Source organism: Pseudomonas sp. SWI7 (genome assembly GCF_006351945.1).
GTDB classification, from domain to species: Bacteria; Pseudomonadota; Gammaproteobacteria; order Pseudomonadales; family Pseudomonadaceae; genus Aquipseudomonas; species Aquipseudomonas fulva.
Window position 1 is genome coordinate 3,420,416 of record NZ_CP040930.1, and the last position, 22,186, is coordinate 3,442,601.

Annotated in this window: 24 protein-coding genes and 1 pseudogene; 20 read left to right on the plus strand and 5 right to left on the minus strand. The window is 63.5% G+C overall.

What is annotated here, in order from left to right:
• Genes pyrR through FH041_RS15685 form a run of 3 tightly spaced genes read left to right on the plus strand, consistent with a single transcriptional unit; the run spans nt 1 to nt 2,804 of the window.
• Nucleotides 1-519 carry a bifunctional pyr operon transcriptional regulator/uracil phosphoribosyltransferase PyrR gene (gene pyrR / locus FH041_RS15675; RefSeq protein ID WP_023533003.1) on the plus strand — a complete coding sequence of 173 codons (519 nt, stop codon included), beginning with the start codon at nt 1-3 and terminating at the stop codon, nt 517-519.
• A 12-nt stretch (nt 520-531) separates the two neighbouring features.
• Nucleotides 532-1,536 (plus strand): aspartate carbamoyltransferase catalytic subunit, encoded by a 1,005-nt coding sequence (locus FH041_RS15680; RefSeq protein WP_027914040.1) that lies wholly within the window; start codon nt 532-534, stop codon nt 1,534-1,536.
• Complete coding sequence (locus FH041_RS15685; protein ID WP_027914041.1) at nt 1,533-2,804, plus strand: dihydroorotase; 1,272 nt, start codon at nt 1,533-1,535, stop codon at nt 2,802-2,804. Before FH041_RS15680 ends, FH041_RS15685 begins: the two co-directional genes overlap by 4 nt.
• A gap of 261 nt (nt 2,805-3,065) precedes the next feature.
• On the opposite strand, the gene FH041_RS23270 is transcribed toward FH041_RS15685, so the two are convergent.
• The 4 genes from FH041_RS23270 to FH041_RS15705 all read right to left on the minus strand — a co-directional run bounded on the left by FH041_RS23270 (nt 3,066) and on the right by FH041_RS15705 (nt 6,984).
• Nucleotides 3,066-3,290, minus strand: a complete 225-nt coding sequence (locus FH041_RS23270; protein WP_080992926.1) for a LysR family transcriptional regulator — start codon at nt 3,288-3,290, stop codon at nt 3,066-3,068.
• A 95-nt stretch (nt 3,291-3,385) separates the two neighbouring features.
• Nucleotides 3,386-4,408, minus strand: coding sequence for a histone deacetylase family protein (locus FH041_RS15695; RefSeq protein ID WP_140174840.1), 1,023 nt, complete (start codon nt 4,406-4,408; stop codon nt 3,386-3,388).
• Nucleotides 4,408-5,649: a Zn-dependent hydrolase gene (locus tag FH041_RS15700; RefSeq protein WP_049696730.1), complete on the minus strand. Its 1,242-nt coding sequence runs from the start codon at nt 5,647-5,649 to the stop codon at nt 4,408-4,410. Before FH041_RS15700 ends, FH041_RS15695 begins: the two co-directional genes overlap by 1 nt.
• Before the next feature lie 30 nt (nt 5,650-5,679).
• Nucleotides 5,680-6,984, minus strand: coding sequence for an MFS transporter (locus FH041_RS15705; protein WP_049696731.1), 1,305 nt, complete (start codon nt 6,982-6,984; stop codon nt 5,680-5,682).
• A 181-nt stretch (nt 6,985-7,165) separates the two neighbouring features.
• Here FH041_RS15705 and FH041_RS15710 point away from each other — a divergent pair, with 181 nt between their 5' ends.
• The 6 genes from FH041_RS15710 (at nt 7,166) to phaZ (ending at nt 13,658) form a co-directional block, all read left to right on the plus strand.
• A complete protein-coding gene (locus FH041_RS15710) occupies nt 7,166-8,074 on the plus strand; it encodes a LysR family transcriptional regulator (protein ID WP_049696732.1) in 909 nt (302 codons plus the stop codon).
• A 311-nt stretch (nt 8,075-8,385) separates the two neighbouring features.
• Nucleotides 8,386-8,916, plus strand: a complete 531-nt coding sequence (gene hslV, locus FH041_RS15715) for an ATP-dependent protease subunit HslV (protein WP_023533032.1) — start codon at nt 8,386-8,388, stop codon at nt 8,914-8,916.
• A gap of 75 nt (nt 8,917-8,991) precedes the next feature.
• Nucleotides 8,992-10,335 (plus strand): ATP-dependent protease ATPase subunit HslU, encoded by a 1,344-nt coding sequence (gene hslU / locus FH041_RS15720; RefSeq protein ID WP_023533050.1) that lies wholly within the window; start codon nt 8,992-8,994, stop codon nt 10,333-10,335.
• 134 nt (nt 10,336-10,469) lie between these two features.
• Nucleotides 10,470-10,847 carry a gamma-butyrobetaine hydroxylase-like domain-containing protein gene (locus FH041_RS15725; protein ID WP_023532890.1) on the plus strand — a complete coding sequence of 126 codons (378 nt, stop codon included), beginning with the start codon at nt 10,470-10,472 and terminating at the stop codon, nt 10,845-10,847.
• A 259-nt stretch (nt 10,848-11,106) separates the two neighbouring features.
• Complete coding sequence (phaC, locus tag FH041_RS15730; RefSeq protein ID WP_027914042.1) at nt 11,107-12,783, plus strand: class II poly(R)-hydroxyalkanoic acid synthase; 1,677 nt, start codon at nt 11,107-11,109, stop codon at nt 12,781-12,783.
• 62 nt (nt 12,784-12,845) lie between these two features.
• Nucleotides 12,846-13,658: a poly(3-hydroxyalkanoate) depolymerase gene (gene phaZ, locus FH041_RS15735; RefSeq protein WP_042139516.1), complete on the plus strand. Its 813-nt coding sequence runs from the start codon at nt 12,846-12,848 to the stop codon at nt 13,656-13,658.
• Between the two features lie 54 nt (nt 13,659-13,712).
• Here the strand turns inward: phaZ and FH041_RS15740 are convergent, their stop codons facing one another.
• Nucleotides 13,713-13,988, minus strand: coding sequence for a polyhydroxyalkanoic acid system family protein (locus FH041_RS15740; RefSeq protein ID WP_023533042.1), 276 nt, complete (start codon nt 13,986-13,988; stop codon nt 13,713-13,715).
• A 124-nt stretch (nt 13,989-14,112) separates the two neighbouring features.
• Here FH041_RS15740 and ubiE point away from each other — a divergent pair, with 124 nt between their 5' ends.
• From ubiE to FH041_RS23280, 11 genes and pseudogenes are all read left to right on the plus strand, one after another.
• Entirely contained in the window at nt 14,113-14,883 is a 771-nt protein-coding gene (gene ubiE, locus FH041_RS15745; protein ID WP_027914043.1) for a bifunctional demethylmenaquinone methyltransferase/2-methoxy-6-polyprenyl-1,4-benzoquinol methylase UbiE, read from the plus strand.
• The gene (locus FH041_RS15750; RefSeq protein WP_027914044.1) at nt 14,883-15,506 is read left to right on the plus strand and encodes an SCP2 domain-containing protein; all 624 of its coding nucleotides are present in this window, start codon (nt 14,883-14,885) and stop codon (nt 15,504-15,506) included. Before ubiE ends, FH041_RS15750 begins: the two co-directional genes overlap by 1 nt.
• Nucleotides 15,503-17,119, plus strand: coding sequence for a ubiquinone biosynthesis regulatory protein kinase UbiB (gene ubiB, locus FH041_RS15755; RefSeq protein WP_027914045.1), 1,617 nt, complete (start codon nt 15,503-15,505; stop codon nt 17,117-17,119). The genes FH041_RS15750 and ubiB overlap by 4 nt, the downstream gene beginning before the upstream one ends.
• 72 nt (nt 17,120-17,191) lie before the next feature.
• Nucleotides 17,192-17,584 carry a phosphoribosyl-AMP cyclohydrolase gene (gene hisI, locus FH041_RS15760; RefSeq protein ID WP_023533064.1) on the plus strand — a complete coding sequence of 131 codons (393 nt, stop codon included), beginning with the start codon at nt 17,192-17,194 and terminating at the stop codon, nt 17,582-17,584.
• 1 nt (nt 17,585) lies between these two features.
• Complete coding sequence (locus FH041_RS15765) at nt 17,586-17,921, plus strand: phosphoribosyl-ATP diphosphatase (protein WP_023532983.1); 336 nt, start codon at nt 17,586-17,588, stop codon at nt 17,919-17,921.
• 54 nt (nt 17,922-17,975) lie between these two features.
• Complete coding sequence (locus FH041_RS15770) at nt 17,976-18,257, plus strand: twin-arginine translocase TatA/TatE family subunit (protein WP_027914046.1); 282 nt, start codon at nt 17,976-17,978, stop codon at nt 18,255-18,257.
• A gap of 3 nt (nt 18,258-18,260) precedes the next feature.
• Nucleotides 18,261-18,638, plus strand: coding sequence for a Sec-independent protein translocase protein TatB (gene tatB / locus FH041_RS15775; protein WP_027914047.1), 378 nt, complete (start codon nt 18,261-18,263; stop codon nt 18,636-18,638).
• Nucleotides 18,635-19,420, plus strand: a complete 786-nt coding sequence (tatC, locus tag FH041_RS15780) for a twin-arginine translocase subunit TatC (RefSeq protein WP_027914048.1) — start codon at nt 18,635-18,637, stop codon at nt 19,418-19,420. The genes tatB and tatC overlap by 4 nt, the downstream gene beginning before the upstream one ends.
• On the plus strand, nt 19,417-20,124 hold the full coding sequence (locus FH041_RS15785; protein ID WP_028687261.1) for a 16S rRNA (uracil(1498)-N(3))-methyltransferase: 708 nt from the start codon (nt 19,417-19,419) through the stop codon (nt 20,122-20,124). Before tatC ends, FH041_RS15785 begins: the two co-directional genes overlap by 4 nt.
• A 214-nt stretch (nt 20,125-20,338) precedes the next feature.
• A pseudogene (locus tag FH041_RS23275) lies at nt 20,339-21,235 on the plus strand (methyl-accepting chemotaxis protein); the annotation flags it as partial.
• Between the two features lie 198 nt (nt 21,236-21,433).
• Nucleotides 21,434-22,138, plus strand: a complete 705-nt coding sequence (locus FH041_RS23280; RefSeq protein ID WP_373682151.1) for a methyl-accepting chemotaxis protein — start codon at nt 21,434-21,436, stop codon at nt 22,136-22,138.
• Nucleotides 22,139-22,186 lie beyond the last annotated feature (48 nt).

Genomic DNA, 22,186 nt, shown 5'->3' on the forward strand with positions numbered 1-22,186 from the left:
ATGAGCCTACCTGATCCTGCCGCGCTGATCCGGCAGATGGCTGTCGACCTTCGCGCCCATCTGGCCCGCCGCGCCATCGCCGAGCCACGCTACATCGGCATTCGCACCGGCGGTGTGTGGGTGGCCCAGGCGTTGCAACAGGCCATGGACGACACCAGCCCCATGGGTACGCTTGACGTGTCGTTCTATCGAGACGACTTCAGCCAGAATGGCCTGCACCCGCAGGTGCGCCCCTCGGAGCTGCCGTTCGAAATCGAAGGCCAGCACCTGGTGCTGGTAGACGACGTGCTGATGAGCGGTCGAACCATTCGTGCCGCCCTCAACGAACTGTTCGACTATGGCCGTCCGGCCAGCGTCACCCTGGTCTGCCTGCTGGACCTGGATGCAGGCGAGCTGCCCATCCGCCCGAATGTGCTCGGCGCCACCTTGTCATTGGCGGCCCATGAACGGGTAAAATTGACCGGACCCACGCCGCTCGCCCTCGAGCGCCAGGACCTCGCCCCCGCTACCGCCCTTTAAGAGTCCCCCGCGATGACGCCAATCGACGCCAAGCGCCCGCTGCAGCTCAATGATCAGGGCCAGCTGCGCCATTTCCTTTCGCTTGACGGTTTGCCCCGCGAACTGCTGACCGAAATTCTCGACACTGCCGATTCCTTCCTGGAAGTCGGCGCCCGCGCCGTGAAGAAAGTGCCGCTGCTGCGTGGCAAGACGGTGTGCAACGTCTTCTTCGAGAACTCGACCCGAACCCGGACCACGTTCGAGCTGGCCGCCCAGCGCCTGTCGGCCGACGTGATCAGCCTGAACGTGTCGACCTCCTCGACCAGCAAGGGCGAGACGCTGTTCGATACCTTGCGCAACCTTGAAGCCATGGCGGCCGACATGTTCGTGGTGCGCCACTCGGATTCGGGCGCGGCGCACTTCATTGCCGAGCACGTGTGCCCGGAGGTTGCCGTGATCAACGGCGGTGATGGCCGCCATGCGCACCCGACCCAGGGCATGCTCGACATGCTCACCATTCGCCGTCACAAGGGCGGCTTCGAGAACCTATCGGTTGCCATCGTCGGCGATATCCTTCATTCGCGCGTGGCGCGTTCGGACATGCTGGCGCTCAAGGCGCTGGGTTGCCCGGACATTCGCGTGATCGGCCCCAAAACCCTGATCCCCGTCGGCATCGAGCAGTATGGCGTGAAGGTGTACACCGACCTGGCAGAAGGCCTCAAGGATGTGGACGTGGTGATCATGCTACGCCTGCAACGTGAGCGCATGACCGGTGGCCTGCTGCCCAGCGAAGGCGAGTTCTACCGTCTGTTCGGCCTGACCACCGCCCGCCTGGCAGGCGCCAAGCCGGACGCCATCGTCATGCATCCCGGCCCGATCAACCGTGGGGTGGAAATCGAATCGGCCGTGGCCGATGGCAAGCATTCGGTGATCCTGAACCAGGTTACCTACGGGATCGCCGTGCGCATGGCCGTGTTGTCCATGGCCATGAGCGGGCAAAACGTACAACGTCAACTCGACCAGGAGATCGCCCAGTGAGCATCAGCATTCTTGGCGCCCGGGTCATCGACCCTCAAAGCGGCCTTGACCAGGTCACCGACCTGCACCTGGAGGGTGGCCGCATTGCCGCCATGGGCGCCGCGCCCGCTGGCTTTGCTGCTAGCCGCACCCTTCAGGCCGATGGCCTGGTCGTCGCCCCTGGCCTGGTGGACCTGGGCGTGTCGCTGCGCGAGCCCGGCTACAGCCGCAAAGGCACCATCGCCAGCGAGACCCGCGCGGCCGTGGCCGGTGGCGTGACCAGCCTGTGCTGCCCGCCGCAGACCCGCCCGGCCCTGGACACCTCGGCAGTGGCCGAGCTGATCCTGGACCGCGCCCGCGAGGCGGGCAACAGCAAGGTCTACCCGATCGGTGCGCTGACCAAGGGCCTGGAGGGGGAGCAGCTGGCCGAACTGGTAGGCCTGCGCGACACCGGCTGCGTCGCTTTTGGCAATGGCCTTAAGGAAATACCCAACAACCGCACTTTGGCCCGTGCGCTGGAGTACGCCGCCACGTTCGACCTGACGGTGGTGTTCCACTCCCAGGACCGCGACCTGGCCCAGGGCGGCCTTGCCCACGAAGGGGCCATGGCCAGCTTCCTGGGTTTGCCCGGCATCCCTGAAACTGCCGAAACCGTGGCCTTGGCGCGCAACCTGCTGCTGGTGGAGCAGACAGGTGTTCGCGCTCACTTCACCCAGATCACCAGCGCCCGTGGCGCCCGGTTGATCGCCCAGGCGCAAAGCCTTGGCCTGCCGGTGACTGCCGATGTCGCGTTGTACCAGCTGATCCTGACCGACGAATCGCTGCGTGAATTTTCCAGCCTGTACCACGTGCAACCGCCACTGCGTAGCGCTGCCGACCGCGATGGCCTGCGCGAGGCGGTGAAAACCGGCGTGATCCAGGCGATCGCCAGCCATCACCAGCCTCATGAGCGCGATGCCAAGCTGGCCCCGTTCGGCGCCACGGAGCCGGGTATCAGCAGCGTGGAAGTGTTGCTGCCATTGGCCATGACGCTGGTACAGGATGGCTTGCTCGACCTGCCCACGTTGCTGGCGCGCCTGACCTGCGGTCCTGCTGGAGCGATGCGGCTGCCGGCTGGCCAGTTGCAGGTGGGGGCAGCGGCTGACCTGGTGGTATTCGATCCACAGGCCTCGACCGTGGCGGGTGAGCATTGGTACTCCCGTGGCGACAACTGCCCGTTCATCGGGCACTGCCTGCCGGGTGCTGTGCGCTATACGTTGGTCGATGGGCGCGTCTGTCACGAGGCGTGAGCGAGGTAGGCCGGTCAACGGGCTGCGGGGCGGTTTAGGGCTTCAGCTTCGCAGCTTGTATCGTTGGCACAGCCGTTATGGCTCACCGCTCCTGAGGGACAGAAGAAGTCCGACGCGCCCACATTGGAAATGAGCTGAACATTGACATCCGGAGATTGCGCTAGAAACCACGGGATTGGTTGATGACATCTTCCATGCAATGAGCGGGACACCGCGATACGAATAAGCCCTTGCGGGCTTTCGAGAAAGCTTTCCTTCAACCTAAATACAGTGGCCGAAGATTCCAGCAACTCTTTTCAGTGCGAATATATTTCGCGCACCCTCGGCATTAACCTTCAACCTACGCGCACTGCGTTTCAGCAATCGAATTGAAAGGGTGTTCTCAAGCTTGGACACTTGTTTGCTGACTGCTGACGCGGTCAAACCTAGACGGGCTGATGCATGGACAAAACTCCCCGTTTCTACAACAACTGCAAAAGCCGCCATGCAGGGCACTCACCCACATGGCTTTTCGGAAGGTAGCCTCGATACCTTTACCGGTGTAACGCCGCTCATGCCAGCGCCCACGCCCCTGCTGATCCTTACCGCCAGTCAACCGTGCCCGCAAAAAACGCCTGCGCATTCGCCTCCAGGCTCTCCAGGTGATATCCCCCCTCCTGCACAATCAGGCACGGCAACCGCAGTGACCGAATCCGCTCACCCAACGCGGCAAACCCTTCAGTCGTCACCGCCACCTTGCTCTGCGGATCCAGCTCGTAGATATCGACCCCGAGCGACAGCACCAACACTTCGGCACCAAAGCCCTTCACCGCATCCAGCGCTACCTCCAGCTGCGCCATGAAGTCCGCCTCGCTGGCCCCATGGGCAATCGGCAGGTTGAGGTTGTACCCCTCCCCCGCGCCACTTCCGCGCTCGTCCTCGAACCCGGCCACCCCTGGATAGAAGTTGGTCGGGTCACCGTGGGTCGACACGTACAACACATCGTTACGCTCGTAGAAGATTTCCTGAATCCCCTGCCCGTGGTGCATGTCGGTATCGAGAATCGCCACCCGGCTGTAACGGCTGCGCAAGGCCTGGGCGGCCACGGCAGCATTGTTGATGTAACAGAACCCACCGGCCGCATCGAACCGGGCATGGTGCCCCGGCGGCCGGCACAGCGCATAGGCCGCCGGCTCACCATCGAGAATGGCCTGGGCCCCGGCCACTGCACTCTGTGCCGACCAGTACGCCGAGCGCCAAGTGTTCTCGCCCACCGGGCAGCTACCGTCGGCCAGGTAGCGCCCGGCCTGGGCGAGGATGCCGCGCAGGGCGTTGGGTTCACGCACGAAGATGTTCGACATGACCTCGTCGCCCCAGTCCTCGGGTACCTCCTTCCAGCGTGCGTGGGCCTCTTCGAGGAACGCCAGGTAGGCCTCGCCATGCACGGCCTTGAGTGGCGCCAGGCCAGCATCGGCGGGCTGGCGGATGTCGAAGCCAAGATCCTTGGCGGCCTGCAGGAGGCGCTGGGCACGTTCGGGGACTTCCTGCGGGGTGCGCATGGCACCGCGCGAGTAGTAGCTGCGCGGATGGTGCAGCAGCTGTTCGGGGTGGAAGTAACAACGCATCAGGCTTCTCCTTGTTCGACTTGGCCGGCGCGGGCCAGCACGGCATTGAGCAGTACATCAACGCCCTGGCGGGCATCCTCGGGCAGCACGTCTTCAGCTTCGTTGTGGCTCAGGCCGCCGACACAGGGGATGAACACCATCGCTGTCGGGCAGTAGCGGGCCAGCAGGATGGCGTCATGGCCGGCGCCGCTGACGATGGATTGCTGGGCATAGCCAAGGCCGTCCACCGCCTGCTGCACGGCCGCCACACAGTCGGCGTCGAATGGCGTGGCAGGGCTGACCCAATGGCGCTCGATGCGCACCTGCAGGCCGCGCTGGCTGGCGATGGCCTGCAGCTTTACGGTCAGGTCGCGCTCCATGGCCTCGATGGATTCGTCGCGGTGGTGCCGCAGGTCGACGGTGAAGCGCAGCACGCCAGGGATGGTGTTGCGCGAGGACTTGGCGATCGACAGTTCACCGACGGTGGTCAGGCCTTGCGGGGCGAAGTCGGCAGCCAGTTGCTCGACCGCCTGGATCATCTGCGCAGCGCCGTACAGGGCGTCCTTGCGCAGCGGCATCGGCGTGGTGCCAGCGTGGGCGGCCAGGCCCTCGACGGTGACATCCAGCCAGCGGATGGCCTGGCCACCGCTAACCACGCCGATGGCCTTGGCGTTGTCTTCCAGGATCGGGCCTTGCTCGATATGCGCCTCGAAGTAGGCATCCACTTGGCCACCCAGCGGGCGCTGGCCGGCGTAGCCGGTGCGCCGCAGTTCGTCGGCGACACTGACGCCATCGGCATCAAGGATGGCTAGGGCCTGGTCCAGCGCAAGGGTGCCGGTGAACACCGCCGAGCCGAACATGGCCGGGGTGAAGCGGGCGCCCTCCTCGTTGGTCCAGACGGCAATCTCCAGCGGCTTGCGGGTTTGAATGTTCAGGTCGTTGAGGCGGCGCACCACCTCCAGGCCGGCCAGCACGCCATAGACGCCATCGAAGCGGCCGCCTTCGGGCTGAGTGTCGAGGTGGCTGCCCATCATCACCGGAGCAGCAGCCGGATCGCTACCGGCGCGGCGGGCGAACAGGTTGCCGATGGCATCCCCGCTCAGCGTCAGGCCGGCCTCGCGGCACCAGTGGCTGAACAGTTCACGGCCTGCCTTGTCTTCGTCGCTCAGGGCCAGGCGGCAGCTGCCGCCGCGGGCGGTGGCGCCGATTTCGGCCATGGCCATCAGGCTCGCCCACAGGCGTTCGCCATCGCTTTTCAACATGTGCGGGTACTCCACAATCAGAGGAATCGATCAGGCCAGTTCCAGGCGCTGACTTCGGGCGTACTGGCGTGCCAGGGCCAGCACGCAGACCAGCGAAATGCTGGCGATGAGGCTGTAGAACACCGCCATCGGCCACCATTGGCCGGTAAAGGTGTGGGCCAGCCAGGTGCCGATCAGCGGTGTCAGGCCACCCGCGAGGGCGCCGCACACTTGGTAGGCCAGGGAAATCGCGGTGTAACGCACGCGGGTGTCGAACATGCCGCTGACGTAGCCCGCGATCACCGCGTAGAACGAGGCCATGCAGGCCGCCGCCAAGGCGATGCCGAGCACTATCATTGGGCCTTGGCCAGAGCTGACCAGCACGAACATTGGGTACGGCGAGGCCATCGCCAGCAGCGCGACCAAGGCCAGGAAGCGGGTGGCGCCGAGCTTTTCCGACAGCCACGCCGCCAGCGGCTGCACGCAGAACTGAATGATCGCCACGAAGAACAGGCATTCGAGGATCAGCGAGCGCTCCAAGTGCAGTTGCTGGGTGGTGTAGCTGATCATGAAAGTGTTGGTGAAATAGACCCCGGCAATGCCCAGGGTGTTGGCGCCGATGCACAGCAGCAGCGGGCGCCAGGCGGTGCGAAGCACTTCCAGTACCGGCGTCTGCTCCTTGCGCTGAGCCCTCGCCGCCTGCTCGCGGCTGGCGAGGAATTCGGGCGACTCGTTGACCCCCAGGCGAATCGCCAGGCCCACCAGCAGCAACAGCGCGCTGGCCAGGAACGGCACGCGCCAGCCCCAGCTCATCAGGTCTTCTTCGGGTAGGCGGGTCACTGCGCCAAAGGCCAGCAGCGACAGGATCAGGCCTGCCGGGCTGCCCAGCTGGGCGAACGAGGCGAAGAAATTGCGCCGGCCCTTGGGCGCATGTTCACCGGCCATCAGCACCGCGCCACCCCACTCGCCACCCACGGCGATGCCCTGGATCACCCGCAGGATGATCAGCAGCACCGGCGCGGCGGCACCAATCTGCGCGTAAGTCGGCAGCAGGCCGATGCACACGGTGACGATACCCATCATTAACAGGGTGATGACCAGCGACTTCTTGCGCCCGATGCGGTCGCCCACATGGCCAAAGACGATGCCACCCAGCGGCCGGGCGAAAAAGCCCACGGCGAAGGTACCGAACGCGGCCATGGTGCTGAACAGGTTGTCGTCGGAGGGGAAGAACAAGGCACCGAACACCAAGGCGGCGGCGGTGGCATAGATATAGAAGTCGTACCACTCGATCATGGTGCCGATGAACGCGGCGGCGGCGGCACGGCGCGGCTGGGGCGAAGCGGTGGGCTTCATGGGGGGCTCCTTTGCTTGTTTTTATGGCAGGAGTTGATGGTCACGGCGGCGCTCTTGTGGCGCTTGGCTTTTTATCGGTGCTACAGGTCTCGATGACTGCGATTTATCGTCTGGGGGCTATGATTAGTCAATTTTCTATTTATTATTCGAACTATTAGCCTTGCTTATCATCGAGCCTGCCATGTCCGATCGCCTGCTCAACGACCGCCTCGACTGGAACCTGCTGCGCACCTTCCGGGTGATTGGCCAGGAGTTGTCCATCAGCCGCGCCGCCGCACGCCTGCACCTGACCCAACCGGCCGTAAGCCAGGCGCTCAAGCGTCTTGAGGAGCAGCTTGGCCGCCAGCTGATCGCTCGCCGCGGGCCGCGTTTCGTGCTCACCGACATGGGCGAACAGCTGTTCCAGCTGGCCGGCGAGGTGTATGGGCAGATGTCACAGATCGGCGGCCTGCTAGAGCAGCCGGCGGACGAACTGGTGGGCAAGGTGCGCTTGCTGATGATCAGCCGCATCGTCAGCGAACGCTTCGATCACTTACTCGCGGACTTCCACCGTCAGCACCCGCGGGTGGACCTGGAAATCGACGTAATGCGCAGCTCGGACATCATTGCCGCCTTGCAGGAAAAGACCGCTACGGCAGGTCTGAGCCTTAATCGCCGGCCACAGCCACGGCTGGAGCAACGGCCGTTCCTGCGTCAGCGCTATGCGTTTTTCTGCGGCAAGCACCATGCCCTTTTCGGTCAGACCGAGGGCGATCTGCAGCGGGAGAACTTCGTCAGCTTCACCAGTGACCAGATTGGCGGCATGCTCTCGCCGCTAACCATCTTCCGCGACCAGCAGGGATTTTCCGGGCGGATCGTGGCGTCATCGCCGAGTTTGGAGGAGGTGCGCCGATTGGTGATCGCCGGCTTTGGCATCGGCTGCCTGCCCGAGCATGTGGTGGCGCCGGATGTGGCGGCTGGGTTGCTGTGGAAGCTGCCGCCAGAGGAGGGAATTGCCGATGTGGATATCCACGTGTTGTGGAACCGGGACCAGCGGTTGAGCCGGGCTGAGGAGGTGTTTATCGAGGCGTTGCAGCGGAGCCTGACCTAACGCTTTGAGCCGTTCGATAAACCCCGCCATGTTCACGTTTACCAACCGAAACCACCCCTACAATCGGGGGGCGTTGAAAGCGTGCTGTTAAGGGCCACGCAGCGGCCCCAACGATAATGGCTACGAAACCTAAATCCTGGGCTGCTGCGTACCCCATCTAAAGTGTTTCCTCAGAATTTGGGCAATACTCCGTCACTGATCCCGCACCCGCCCCCCCTCGAACCGTTCATCCCCCGCGGTTGAAATCCCGTCCTGCACCCCCATATGAGTTTGCAACAGGCATTTTCGCCCCGCTGCGTGGAGACTCTCCCTTGACCACCATCGTTTCAGTCCGCCGCAATGGCAAAGTCGTCATGGGCGGCGACGGCCAGGTATCCCTCGGCAACACCGTGATGAAAGGCAACGCCAAGAAAGTGCGTCGCCTGTACCACGGTCAGGTCATCGCGGGCTTTGCCGGCGCCACTGCCGATGCCTTCACCCTGTTCGAACGCTTCGAAGGCCAACTGGAGAAACACCAGGGCCACCTGATCCGCGCGGCCGTGGAACTGGCCAAGGAATGGCGTACCGACCGCTCCCTGAGCCGCCTCGAAGCCATGCTGGCGGTGGCCAACAAGGATGCCTCGCTGATCATCACCGGCAACGGTGACGTGGTCGAGCCCGAAGACGGCCTGATCGCCATGGGTTCCGGCGGCGCCTACGCCCAGGCCGCAGCCCGTGCACTGCTGAACAAGACCGACCTCTCGGCCCGCGAAATCGCCGAGACCGCGCTGAACATCGCCGGTGACATCTGCGTGTTCACCAACCACAACCTGACCATCGAGGAGCAGGACCTGGCCGAGTGATCAGCTGCTTTGGCGCCCCGTCTCGGTGACGGGGCTTTTCCACGCTGAATCATTCGTACGAGGACCCTATTGATCATGTCCATGACCCCCCGCGAGATCGTCCACGAGCTCAACCGTCACATCATCGGCCAGGACGACGCCAAGCGCGCCGTGGCCATCGCCCTGCGCAACCGCTGGCGCCGTATGCAGCTCCCTGCCGAGCTGCGCGCCGAAGTGACGCCCAAGAACATCCTGATGATCGGCCCCACCGGCGTGGGCAAGACCGAGATCGCCCGGCGCCTGGCCAAGCTGGCCAATGCCCCGTTTCTCAAGGTCGAAGCCACCAAGTTCACTGAAGTGGGCTATGTGGGCCGCGATGTGGAATCCATCATCCGCGACCTGGCCGACGCTGCTCTGAAGATGCTGCGTGAGCAGGAAATCATCCGTGTGCGCCACCGCGCCGAGGATGCCGCCGAAGAGCGCATCCTCGACGCCCTGCTGCCACCGGCACGGGCCAGCAGCTTCAGCGAGGAAGCCGCCCAGACCAGTTCCGATTCCAATACCCGCCAGCTGTTCCGCAAGCGCCTGCGCGAAGGCCAGCTGGACGACAAGGAAATCGAAATCGAGGTGGCCGATGCCGTGGGCGTCGAAATCGCCGCCCCCCCTGGCATGGAAGAAATGACCAACCAGTTGCAGAGCCTGTTCGCCAATATGGGCAAGGGCAAACGCAAGTCGCGCAAGCTGAAGGTTCGCGAAGCGCTGAAAATGGTGCGCGACGAAGAAGCCGGTCGCCTGGTCAATGAAGAAGAGCTCAAGGCCAAGGCGCTGGAAGCGGTCGAACAGCACGGCATCGTGTTCATCGATGAGATCGACAAGGTCGCTAAGCGCGGCAATGTCGGCGGCGCCGATGTCTCCCGTGAGGGTGTACAGCGCGACCTGCTGCCGCTAATCGAAGGCTGCACGGTCAACACCAAGCTGGGCATGGTCAAGACCGACCACATCCTGTTCATCGCCTCGGGCGCGTTCCACTTGAGCAAGCCGAGCGACCTGGTGCCTGAGCTGCAAGGTCGTCTGCCGATCCGCGTGGAACTCAAGGCCCTGACCCCGGAAGACTTCCAGCGCATCCTGCGCGAGCCGCATGCCTCGCTGACCGAACAGTACCAGGCACTGCTCAAGACCGAAGGGCTGAACATCGAGTTCGTCGAGGATGGCATCAAGCGTTTGGCCGAAATCGCCTACCAGGTCAACGAGAAAACCGAGAACATCGGTGCCCGTCGCCTGCACACCTTGCTTGAGCGCCTGCTCGAAGAGGTGTCGTTCAGCGCCGGCGACCTGGCCAGTGCCCATGACGAAGCGCCGATCCAGATCGACGCAGCCTATGTGAACAGCCACCTGGGCGAGCTGGCCCAGAACGAAGACCTGTCCCGCTACATCCTGTAACGGGCCCGCGCCAGGCTGCAAGCGCCCCGTGCGACGCTTGCAGCCTGGCGAAACAGGTTTTTTGCTCAAGAAGCTGGCGAGCATTTCGTGCAGCGGGTAGCGTGCGGTGTGTAACTCAAACAGAGATCACGCCCATGGCTCGCATGCCTACCGCCATCAACCTGCACAAAGCCTCCAAGACCCTGCGCCTCACCTATGGGCCCGATGAGGTCTACCACCTGCCCGCCGAATTCCTGCGCGTGCACTCCCCCTCGGCCGAAGTCCAGGGGCACGGCAACCCCATCCTGCAGTTTGGCAAGGTCAACGTCGGCCTCGTCGGGCTGGAACCGGCTGGGCAATACGCCCTGAAACTCACCTTCGACGATGGCCATGACAGTGGTCTGTTCACCTGGGAATACCTGGAACAGTTGTGTCTGCGTCAGGACGTCTTGTGGGCCGAATACCTTGAGGCACTGCACAAGGCCGGCAAGACGCGAGACCCTTCGGAATCCGTGGTCAAGCTGATGCTTTAACTGTTCTCCTGGCAAACGCCTTCGCCCGCCATGCCGACCCAACTGACAGTGATAAGGAACATACGACAGCGCCAGGTTGCTTCGCGCCTGAAACTCGGGTAACCAGTAGAGGTGGCCATTTACCAGCATGGCGCGGCAGGCGCCTGATCGCCCGTAGCAGTGCAGGACGTGGTCACGGATTACCCGAGTAGCGGTATCGGGGACACGTCGGTGCACCCCTCGGCAGCCGGTACTCGTCTCAGACAACGGAGCGTCGCGGATGAGTAACAAAAACAATGAAGATCAGCAGCAGGCCCCGCAACGCGCCGCGGGCCTGAACCCGATGGTCGGCGTTCAACGCAAGGACCTGTTGGGCACGGCCCAGACCGTGCTGCGCCAGGCCGTACGCCAGCCCTTGCACAGTGCCAAGCACGCGCTTGCCTTCGGGCTCGAACTGAAGAATGTGGTGCTGGGCAAATCGAGCCTCGCCCCTGCCAGCGATGACCGCCGCTTCAGCGACCCGACCTGGTCACAGAACCCGCTTTACCGACGCTACCTGCAAGGCTACCTGGCATGGCGTAACGAACTCCAGGCGTGGATCAGCAGCAGTGACCTGCCCCCTGAGGACATCAGCCGTGGGCAGTTCGTCATCCAGCTCATGACCGAAGCATTGGCGCCTACCAACAACCTGTCCAATCCTGCCGCACTCAAGCGTTTCTTCGAGACCGGCGGCAAAAGCGTGCTTGATGGCCTGTCGAACCTGGCCAGGGATGTGGTCCACAACGGCGGCATGCCCCGCCAGGTGAACATGGATGCTTTCGAGGTGGGCAAGGACCTGGGCAGCAGTCGCGGCGCGGTCGTGTACCGTAACGAGGTGCTGGAATTGATCCAGTACAGCCCCCTCACCGAGCAGGTGCATGAACGGCCATTACTGGTGGTGCCCCCACAGATCAACAAGTTCTACATCTTTGATCTGTGCCCGCAAAAAAGCCTGATGCGCTTCTGCCTGGACGCCCGCCAACAGACCTTCATGGTCAGCTGGCGCAACCCGACCAGGGCGCAGCGCGATTGGGACTTGTCCACCTATGTGCGAGCACTGGGCGAGGCAGTGGACGCCGTGCTGAGCATCACCGGCAGTGCGACCCTGAACATGCTCGGTGCATGCTCAGGGGGCATCACCTGCACCGCGCTGCTGGGCCACCTTGCGGCGCGCCATGAAACCAAGGTCAATGCCTTGACCTTGCTGGTCAGCGTGCTGGACGCCACGCTCGACAACGCGCTGGCGTTGTTCGTCGACGACCAGGCGCTGGATGCGGCCAAGCGTCAATCCCAGCAGGCGGGGGTGCTCGAGGGCAGCGATCTGGCCCGGCTGTTTGCCTGGATGCGTCCCAACGACCTGATCTGGAACTACTGGGTCAACAATTACCTGCTCGGCAACGAGCCGCCAGCGTTCGACATCCTGTACTGGAACAACGACACCACGCGCTTGCCCGCCGCATTCCATGCCGACCTGATCGAGATGTACAGGGGCAATCCGCTCACCCGTCCCGGTGGCATCACCGTTTGCGGTACCGCCATCGACCTCAAGCAGGTCAAGTGCGATCTCTTCAGCGTGGCGGGCAATGCCGACCATATTACGCCCTGGCAGGCTTGCTACCGCTCGGCGCGACTGTTCGGCGGCAAGGTCGAGTTCGTGCTCTCCAACAGCGGGCACATCCAGAGCATCATCAACCCGCCAGGCAACCCGAAGGCGCGCTTTCAGGCCGGCGGTGGCCAGCATGACGATCCGCTGGCGTGGCAAGAGGACGCCGTCAGGCATGTCGATTCATGGTGGCTGCACTGGCAGGGCTGGCTGGTCGAGCGGGCCGGGGCATTGATCGAGGCGCCGGGCCACCTGGGGTGCCCCAGTCATCCTGCAGCCGAGTCTGCGCCAGGCCGCTACGTGCACCAGCGTTGAACCCCTGCGCCGTGGCCACCTGCGCGGTGCCAAGGCGTTTACCTGCTCCAGGAGCCATGCGCATGCCGTCACCCTACGTGTTCAAAACGGTCGAGCTCGATGGCCTGTCCATCCGTACCGTCGTGCGGCCAGGTCAGTCGACCCTGGCGCCCTTGCTGATCTTCAACGGCATCGGGGCCAACTTCGAGCTGATATTTCCGTTCATCGAGGCACTGGACCCCGACCTGCAGGTCATCGCCTTCGATGCCCCGGGTGTGGGCGGTTCATCCACGCCGCAGCGGCCCTATCGGTTTTCAGGGCTTGCCCGGCTCGCCGCTCGGCTGCTCGACGCGCTAAATTACGGCCAGGTCAACGTCATCGGTGTGTCGTGGGGAGGTGGGCTGGCTCAGCAATTCGCCCATGACTACCCGCAGCGCTGCCGAAAACTCATCCTGGCCGCCACGGCGGCAGGGGCGGTGATGGTGCCTGGCAAGCCCAAGGTGCTGTGGAGCATGGCCAGCCCCCGCCGGTACGTAGACCCGGCGCATGTCATGCGCATCGCACCGCTGGTGTATGGCGGCGGGTTTCGCCGGGATCCGCACCTGGCGCTAAAGCACGCGGCCACGGCACGCTCGGCTGGCAAGCTGGGTTATTACTGGCAACTGTTCGCAGCAGTTGGCTGGACCAGCATCCACTGGCTGCACAAGCTCCGCCAGCCCACCCTGGTGCTGGCCGGGGATGACGATCCGTTGATTCCGCTGGTGAACATGCGTCTGCTGGCCTGGCGTATTCCCAACGCGCAGCTGCACATCATCGATGATGGTCATCTGTTTCTGATCACCCGGCCGCACGCCATCGCGCCGGTCATCATGAAATTTCTTGCCGAGCCCACCTGAAACGCCCCGTTCGCCATCACCCGGCGAACCGGGCCGAATGGCCGGTGTCCAGATTCAGGCAAGCGCCTTGTCCAGCGCCCGTTCGATTTCGCCCTTGATGGTGCCGCTCATCATCGACATCATCATGCCGAGCTTGAGATCGACACGGATGCTGTCCTGGCCGATGTGCACGCTGCCGTTCGCACCGCTGCGTGCCACATCGACGCGGTCGCCATCCCATGAGGCCTTGAGGTCATACTCGCGGCTGAGGCGATCCACCAGCGCCTGGGCCTTGGCACGGGCGGCGTCGCGCCCAAGGGTGTGTTTGCGTTCGACGCTGATCTGGGTCATGCGGGTGTTCCTGAACATGTAGACATAATCGACATTATGCCCGCCCCCGCCTGGCGGTACACCCCGCCAAGACAAATCCGCTCGTTCGCCCTAGAATGGCGTCAATTAATTTCGGTGAAGCGATATGAACGACCAGCGCAAAGGCGACCACGCCGAACCCACGACCCATTTTGGCTACCAGGACGTGCCTGAGAGCCAGAAGGCGCGCAAAGTCGCCGAAGTGTTCCACTCGGTGGCGGCCAAATACGACCTGATGAACGACGTGCTGTCCGGCGGCATGCACCGCCTGTGGAAGCGCTTCACCATCGAGCTGTCGGGCGTTCGCAGCGGCAACCGTGTGCTCGACATCGCCGGCGGCACGGGCGACCTGGCAGCCAAGTTCGCGCGCCTGGTGGGCCCGACCGGGCACGTGGTGCTGGCCGACATCAACGAGTCCATGCTCAAGGTCGGCCGCGACCGCCTGCTGGACCGTGGCGTGGCCGGCAACATCGAGTTCGTCCAGGCCGACGCTGAGAAGCTGCCGTTTCCGGACAACCATTTCGATTGCGTGACCATCGCCTTCGGCCTGCGCAACGTCACCCACAAGGAAGACGCCATTCGTTCCATGCTGCGCGTGCTCAAGCCGGGCGGCCGCCTGCTGGTGCTGGAGTTCTCCAAGCCGACCAACAAGCTGATGTCCAAGGCCTACGACGCCTATTCGTTCGCCTTCATGCCCCTGGCCGGCAAGCTCATCACCAACGACTCCGAGAGCTACCGCTACCTGGCCGAATCGATCCGCATGCACCCTGACCAGGAAACCCTCAAGGCCATGATGGTGCAAGCCGGGTTCGACCGGGTGACCTACCACAACATGACCAGCGGCATCGTGGCCGTGCACCGGGGGATCAAGCCCTGATGCTCATGGCCGGTCTGCTCGCCAGCGCCGAACATGGCCTGAACCGCGTCCTGCGCATGGACAGCACGGCATTGCCAAGGCTGGCGGCGCTGGAAGGCAAGGTCATCGAGATCGACTGCCGCCAACCGGCCATGCAGGTCTTCATCCTGCCCGACGAACAGGGCCTGATGCTGGCCAGTGCCTGGGAAGGCGAGGTCGACTGTCGGCTGCGTGCACCGGCAGCGAGCCTGGCGCACCTGGCGTTGTCGCGGGACAAGACAGCAGTCCTGCACAGCCCACAGGTGCAATTGCATGGCGACACCGCGGCCCTGCTCGATCTGTTCGGCATTCTCCAGGACCTCGAGCTGGACTGGGAGCATGAGCTGCAGAAGTGGCTGGGCCCGGTGCCCACGTCCCTGATCGCAGGGCACATTCGCCTGCGCACCCGCTGGACCCGCCAAGGCCTGGCGCGCTTGAGCCAGAGCCTGTCCGAGTACCTGGCGGAAGAATCGCGTACGCTGGTAGGCAAGCGCGAAGCCGAGGCCGCCTTCAGCGAACTCGATGCCATGAAGGTCGATACAGAACGCCTCGAGGCGCGCATCCTGCGCCTTTCCCGATCCCTTGATTCCAGCGATAACGCATGAAGCTGCTCGCCTTCCGCCGCCTTTTCCGCATCCAGCGCGTCGTCATCCGCTACCGGCTCGATGACCTGCTGTTCGACTACCCTCTGCCCTGGTGGTTGATGAGCCTGCGCCTGCTGTTGCCGTGGCGCTGGCTGCCGCGTCGGGCCTCCGAGCTGAGCCGCGGTGCGCGGTTGCGCATGGCGCTGCAGGACCTGGGGCCTATCTTCATCAAGTTCGGCCAGCTGCTGTCTACCCGGCGCGACTTGCTGCCCACCGATATTGCCGACGAACTGATGCTGCTGCAGGACCGCGTACCGCCGTTCGATCCGCAGAAGGCCGTGGCGCTGATCGAAGCCCAGCTTGGGGCCAAGGTGAGTGAGGTGTTCAGCCGCTTCGACGTGGAGCCCCTGGCCTCCGCATCGGTGGCGCAAGTGCACGCTGCACGCCTGAAAAGCGGTGAAGAAGTGGTGGTCAAGGTGGTCCGACCGGGGCTCAAGCCGATCATCGCTGCCGACATCGCCTGGCTGTTCCTGATCGCCAAGGGCGCCGAACGCATCTCTGCCGATGCACGCCGCCTGCACCCGGTGGACGTTGTCGGCGATTACGAAAAAACCATCTACGACGAACTCGACCTGCTTCGCGAGGCGGCCAATGCCAGCCAGCTGCGGCGCAATTTCGAGGATTCCGAGCTGATGTACGTGCCCCAGGTCTACTGGGACTGGTGCCGGCCGAAAGTGCTGGTGATGGAGCGTATCTATGGCGTACCGGTGACCGACATGGCCACCCTCGCCGATCAGCGCACCGACATGAAGATGCTGGCCGAACGCGGCGTCGAAGTGTTCTTCATGCAGGTGTTTCGCGACAGCTTCTTCCACGCCGACATGCACCCGGGCAACATCTTCGTGAGCACGGTCAAGCCGTGGAGCCCCAAATACATTGCCATCGACTGCGGCATCGTCGGCAGCCTTACCGATGAAGACCAGGATTACCTCGCGCGCAACCTGATTGCCTTCTTCAAGCGCGACTATCGCCGCGTCGCCCAGCTGCACATCGACTCGGGCTGGGTGCCGGCCAATACCAAGGTCAATGAGTTCGAAGCGGCCATTCGCACCGTGTGCGAGCCGATCTTCGAAAAACCCCTCAAGGACATTTCCTTCGGCCAGGTGCTGATGCGCCTGTTCCAGACCGCGCGCCGCTTCAACATGGAAGTGCAACCTCAACTGGTGCTGCTGCAGAAGACCCTGCTCAACATCGAAGGCCTGGGGCGTCAGCTGTACCCCGAGCTGGACCTGTGGAGCACGGCCAAGCCTTATCTTGAGCGCTGGATGCGTCAGCGCATGAGCCCCAAGGCGTTGCTGGGCAACCTGCACAGCCAGGCTGAGCAGTTGCCTCACCTGGCCAACATGACCCGGGACTTGCTCGAACGCCTGTCGCAACCGCACCTGCACGACCCCAAGATGCCCGAGCGCCGACATGGCGATCATTGGGCCCTGCGCCTGCTCGGTGCCGGCTTGCTGGGCGGGGGCGTGATCCTGGGCGGTGTCGCCCTGCAGGCCGGTAGCCTGGCGGCAGCCACTGCGTGGCCGGCCTGGTTGATGCTGGCCGCAGGCCTTTACCTGATCGTGCGCCAATAGCCAGCCGCGCCCGTGGCTGGCACACTAGCGCAAAAGGCCCGCGACGCAGACGGGCCCGTTTTGGAGTCGACGATGAAAGACTGGCTGGACGAGATCAAGTGGAACAGCGATGGCCTGGTGCCTGCCATCGCCCAGGACCACAAGACCGGACGCGTGCTGATGATGGCGTGGATGAACCGTGAAGCACTGGCGTTGACCGCTGCTGAGCAACGCGCCATCTATTGGTCGCGCTCGCGTGGCAAACTGTGGCGCAAGGGCGAGGAGTCGGGCCATGTGCAAAAGCTTCACGAAATGCGCCTGGACTGCGACGCCGACGTGATCATCCTCATGGTCGAACAGGTGGGCCACATTGCCTGCCATACCGGCCGGGAAAGCTGCTTCTACCGCGTCTATTCGAATGGCCAATGGGCCACCGTCGACCCGGTTCTGAAAGACCCGCACGCCATCTACGACGCAGGACACTGACATGAGCGACACCCTCAACCGGCTGGCCGCCGTGCTCGAAGAACGCAAGCAGGCAGCGCCGGACAGCTCCTATGTGGCCAGTCTGTACCACAAGGGCCTCAACAAGATTCTGGAAAAGCTCGGCGAAGAGTCGGTCGAAACCATCATTGCCGCCAAGGATGCTGCGCTTAGCAAGGACTGCAGCGACGTCATCTATGAGACGGCCGACCTGTGGTTTCACAGCCTGGTGATGCTCAGCGCCCTGGGTCAGCACCCGCAGGCCGTGCTCGATGAACTCGACCGGCGCTTCGGGTTGTCGGGCCATGACGAAAAAGCCGCCCGCCAGCCTTCGGCCTGATGTATGTTCAGGGCTGACGCCCGGTGACCTTCACACAATTTTCGGGAGTACGAAATGGGTATCTTTGACTGGAAACACTGGATCGTCCTGCTGGTCGTGGTCGTGCTGGTGTTCGGCACCAAGAAGCTGAAGAACCTGGGCAGCGACCTGGGCGAATCGATCAAGGGCTTTCGCAAGGCCATGAACGAAGAGGAAACCAAGCCAGCTGAACCTACCCCTCCTCCGGCCCAGCCCGTACCCCCTGTGCAACCGGTGCACACCACCGCCCAAGCCAGCCAGGGCCACACCATCGAAGGCCAGGCCCAACCGGTCCAAGAGCCGCAGCGGAAAGACTGACTTATGTTCGGCATCAGTTTCAGCGAGCTGCTGCTCGTCGGCCTCGTCGCCCTGCTGGTGCTCGGCCCCGAGCGCCTGCCGGGCGCCGCCCGCACGGCAGGCTTGTGGATCGGTCGGCTCAAACGCAGCTTCAACAGCATCAAGATGGAAGTCGAGCGTGAAATCGGCGCCGATGACATCCGCCGCCAGCTGCACAACGAGCACATCATGCACATGGAAGAGCAGGCCAAGCGCATCCTCAACCCCAATGCGCCGCCTGCCCAGCCTCCGGTGACCACGGCAACCGTGCAGCCGCCTGCCGGCCTGCCAGCCACATCAGCCGAAACCGATGCCACTGCGCACCCTACTCCCGTACCGCCCGAGCCGCCGCGAGCCCCATGAGCGAGAATCCGGAACACGACCAGCCCATGCCGCTGGTTTCGCACTTGACCGAACTGCGCACCCGCTTGCTGCGTTGCGTTGCCGTCATCTTCCTGATCTTTGCCGGGCTGTTTTCCTTCGCCCAGCAGATCTACACCCTGGTCTCGGCGCCGCTGCGTGATCATCTGCCCGCCAATGCGACCATGATTGCCACCGACGTGGCCTCGCCCTTCCTGACGCCGTTCAAGCTGACCATGATCGTTTCGCTGTTCCTGGCGATCCCCTTCATTCTGCAGCAGATCTGGGGTTTCATCGCGCCGGGCCTGTACCGCCATGAAAAGCGCATCGCCATACCGCTGCTGATGTCGAGCATCGTGCTGTTCTACGCCGGCATGGCCTTTGCCTATTTCCTGGTCTTCCCGTTGATCTTCGGCTTCTTCGCCAGCGCAACGCCCGAGGGCGTCTCGATGATGACCGACATCGCCAGCTATCTGGACTTCGTGATGACGCTGTTCTTCGCCTTCGGCGTGGCCTTCGAGATTCCGGTGGCCGTGGTGCTGTTGGTCTGGATTGGCGTGGTCGATGTGAAGTACCTGAAGAAGATCCGCCCCTACGTGATCATTGGCTGCTTCGTGGTCGGCATGGTGCTGACGCCTCCGGACATCTTCTCCCAGACCCTGTTGGCCGTCCCCATGTGGCTGCTGTTCGAGGTCGGCGTGCTGTGCGGCAGCCTGATTCGCAAGCGTGGCAGCGACGAACAGCCTGCCGATGATCAAGACCAACCACCCGCGACGCAGTCGTGAACCTGCTGCTGCTGGAGGAGGCCGATTTCATCGCGGCCGACCGCGTCGTATTGGCTGATCGGCGCTTCGTCCATATGCAGGATGTGCACGGGGTCGCCGTCGGCGACACCCTGCGCGTAGGCCGCATCAACGGCCTAATGGGCCTGGCGACGGTGCAGCGCCTGGAGCGTCATGAAGCCGAGCTTCACGTCAGCTTCGACCAGGCGCCACCGGCCAAGCTGCCGTTGACCCTGGTGCTGGCGGTGCCACGGCCCAAGATGCTGCGCAGGCTGTTCCAGACCGTCGCCACCCTTGGGGTGCCTCGCCTGATCCTGCTCAACAGCTACAAGGTGGAAAAGAGCTTCTGGCAGACCCCCTTCCTTCAGCCCGACGTCATCCGTGAAAACCTGATATTGGGGCTGGAGCAGGCACGTGACACGGTGCTGCCGGAAGTCATCATCGAAAAACGCTTCAAGCCGTTCGTCGAGGACCGTCTGCCCGCCATCGCTGAAGGCACCCTTGGGCTGGTTGGTCACCCAGGTGATTATCCTGCCTGCCCTCGCGCTGTAGAACAGCCAGTCACCTTGGCCATTGGCCCGGAAGGCGGGTGGATCCCCTACGAGGTCGATCTGCTGGGCAAGGCGGGTTTGGCCCCGGTGCAGCTAGGTGCGCGCATCCTGCGTGTGGAAACGGCCGTCACGGCCTTGCTCTCACGCATATTCTGACGACCTGGTCAGCTTTTCCCCATCAAGTTTCCGCTTCCCTGGCCGATGGCATTGGCAACAACAACGAATCGTGCTGCCAAGCCGCCAGGGAGTTTCTATGAATCGATGGTTAGCCCAGCTTTTGGGCAACGTGAGTGTAACCCGCAAACTGGCGCTGGGCTTTGGCCTGGTACTGCTGCTGACGCTGATCATCACCCTGACCGGTTGGCACGGCATGAACAGCATCACAGCCAGGGGTGACAAGCTGGGCAACATCTCGGTCATCCAGCAGTACGCCCAGGAGCTGCGCATTGCACGTCAGCATTATGAGCGCCAGCGCGACGACGCCTCGATCGGTGAGATGGAGAAGGCGCTTGGCACTCTGGATCGTCAGGTTCAGCTGATGCTCGGCCAGATCGACGAACCCGCCGATCACCAGCGACTCGAACAGCAGCGCGATGCAGTAGCGGCCTACCAGCAGGCCTTCGCGCAGCTCAAGCAGACGAATGTGCGACGCGAGGCCAGCCGCGGCGTGCTGGGGGACAGCGCGGACAAGGCAGTCGAACTGGTAGGACGCGTTCAGCAGCGCCTGCTTCAAGCGGGCGATATCACCCAGTACCAATATGCCGTCACCGTCAACAGCCTGCTCCAGCAAGCGCGATTCCAGGTGCGTGGTTACACCTACAGCGGTAATGCCGATTATCAGCAGACCGCACTCAAGGCCATCGACCAGGCGCTGGACGAGTTGCGAGGGCTGCCCGCCAAGCTGCCTGCCGAATTCGCCGCCGGCCTGACCGACGCCAGTACCGCCATGGGCGGCTACCGCGACGCCGTGATGCAGTTCGGCGAAGCGCAGAGCGCCAGCGCCCAGGCGTTGCAGCAAATGGCCGATCAAGGCGTGACCTTGATGCAGACCAGCCAGGCCATGACCACATCGCAGACCCAGGTGCGTGACACCGCCGCTGCCCAGGCAAAAGCGTTGCTGGGGTTGGCCACTGGCCTGGCCGTCTTGCTGGGCCTGCTGGCGGCCTGGGTGATCACCCGTCAGATCATCCTGCCGCTGCGCGAGGCGCTGCGTGGAGCCGAACGGGTGGCCAACGGCGACCTCACCCTGCATGAACCTTCGTTGCGTAAAGACGAGCTTGGCCAGTTGCAGGCCAGCATGCAGCGCATGACCCAAGGCCTGCGCGAGCTGATTGGCGGCATCGGCGATGGTGTAACCCAGATTGCCAGTGCCGCCGAAGAGCTCTCGGCGGTGACCGAGCAGACCAGCGCAGGCGTTACCAACCAGAAAGTCGAGACAGACCAGGTTGCCACGGCGATGAACCAGATGACAGCGACCGTTCACGACGTGGCACGCAACGCCGAGCAGGCCTCGGAAGCAGCCGTCATGGCCGACCAGCAGGCCCGTGAGGGCGATCGTGTGGTCAGCGAAGCGGTGGCGCAGATTGAGCGGCTGGCCAGCGAGGTGGCCAACTCCAGCGAGGCCATGAGCCAGCTCAAGGGTGAAAGCGACAAGATCGGCAGCGTACTGGATGTGATCAAGTCGGTGGCCCAGCAGACCAACCTGCTGGCGCTCAACGCGGCGATCGAAGCGGCCCGTGCAGGCGAAGCCGGGCGCGGGTTTGCAGTGGTGGCTGACGAGGTGCGCAGCCTGGCACAACGCACACAGCAATCCACCGAGGAGATCGAGGAACTGATCGCCGGTTTGCAAAGCGGCACACAGCGCGCAGCGAGCGTGATGGACAGCAGCCGGCAACTCACCGACAGCACCGTCGAACTGACCCGCCGTGCAGGTAGTTCGCTGGAAAACATCACCCGCACCGTCTCCTCCATCCAGGCGATGAACCAGCAGATCGCCACGGCAGCCGAGGAGCAGACGGCGGTGGCCGAAGAGATCAACCGCAGCGTGATCAACGTACGGGACATTTCCGACCAGACCTCGGCGGCCAGCGAACAGACTGCCAGCTCCAGTGTTGAGCTGGCACGCCTAGGCACTCATTTGCAGGGTTTGGTGAGGCGTTTCAAGCTCTGACGGGCAGGCCTGTCGACACGACCAATGACAGTGCCGGTCAATCGGCGC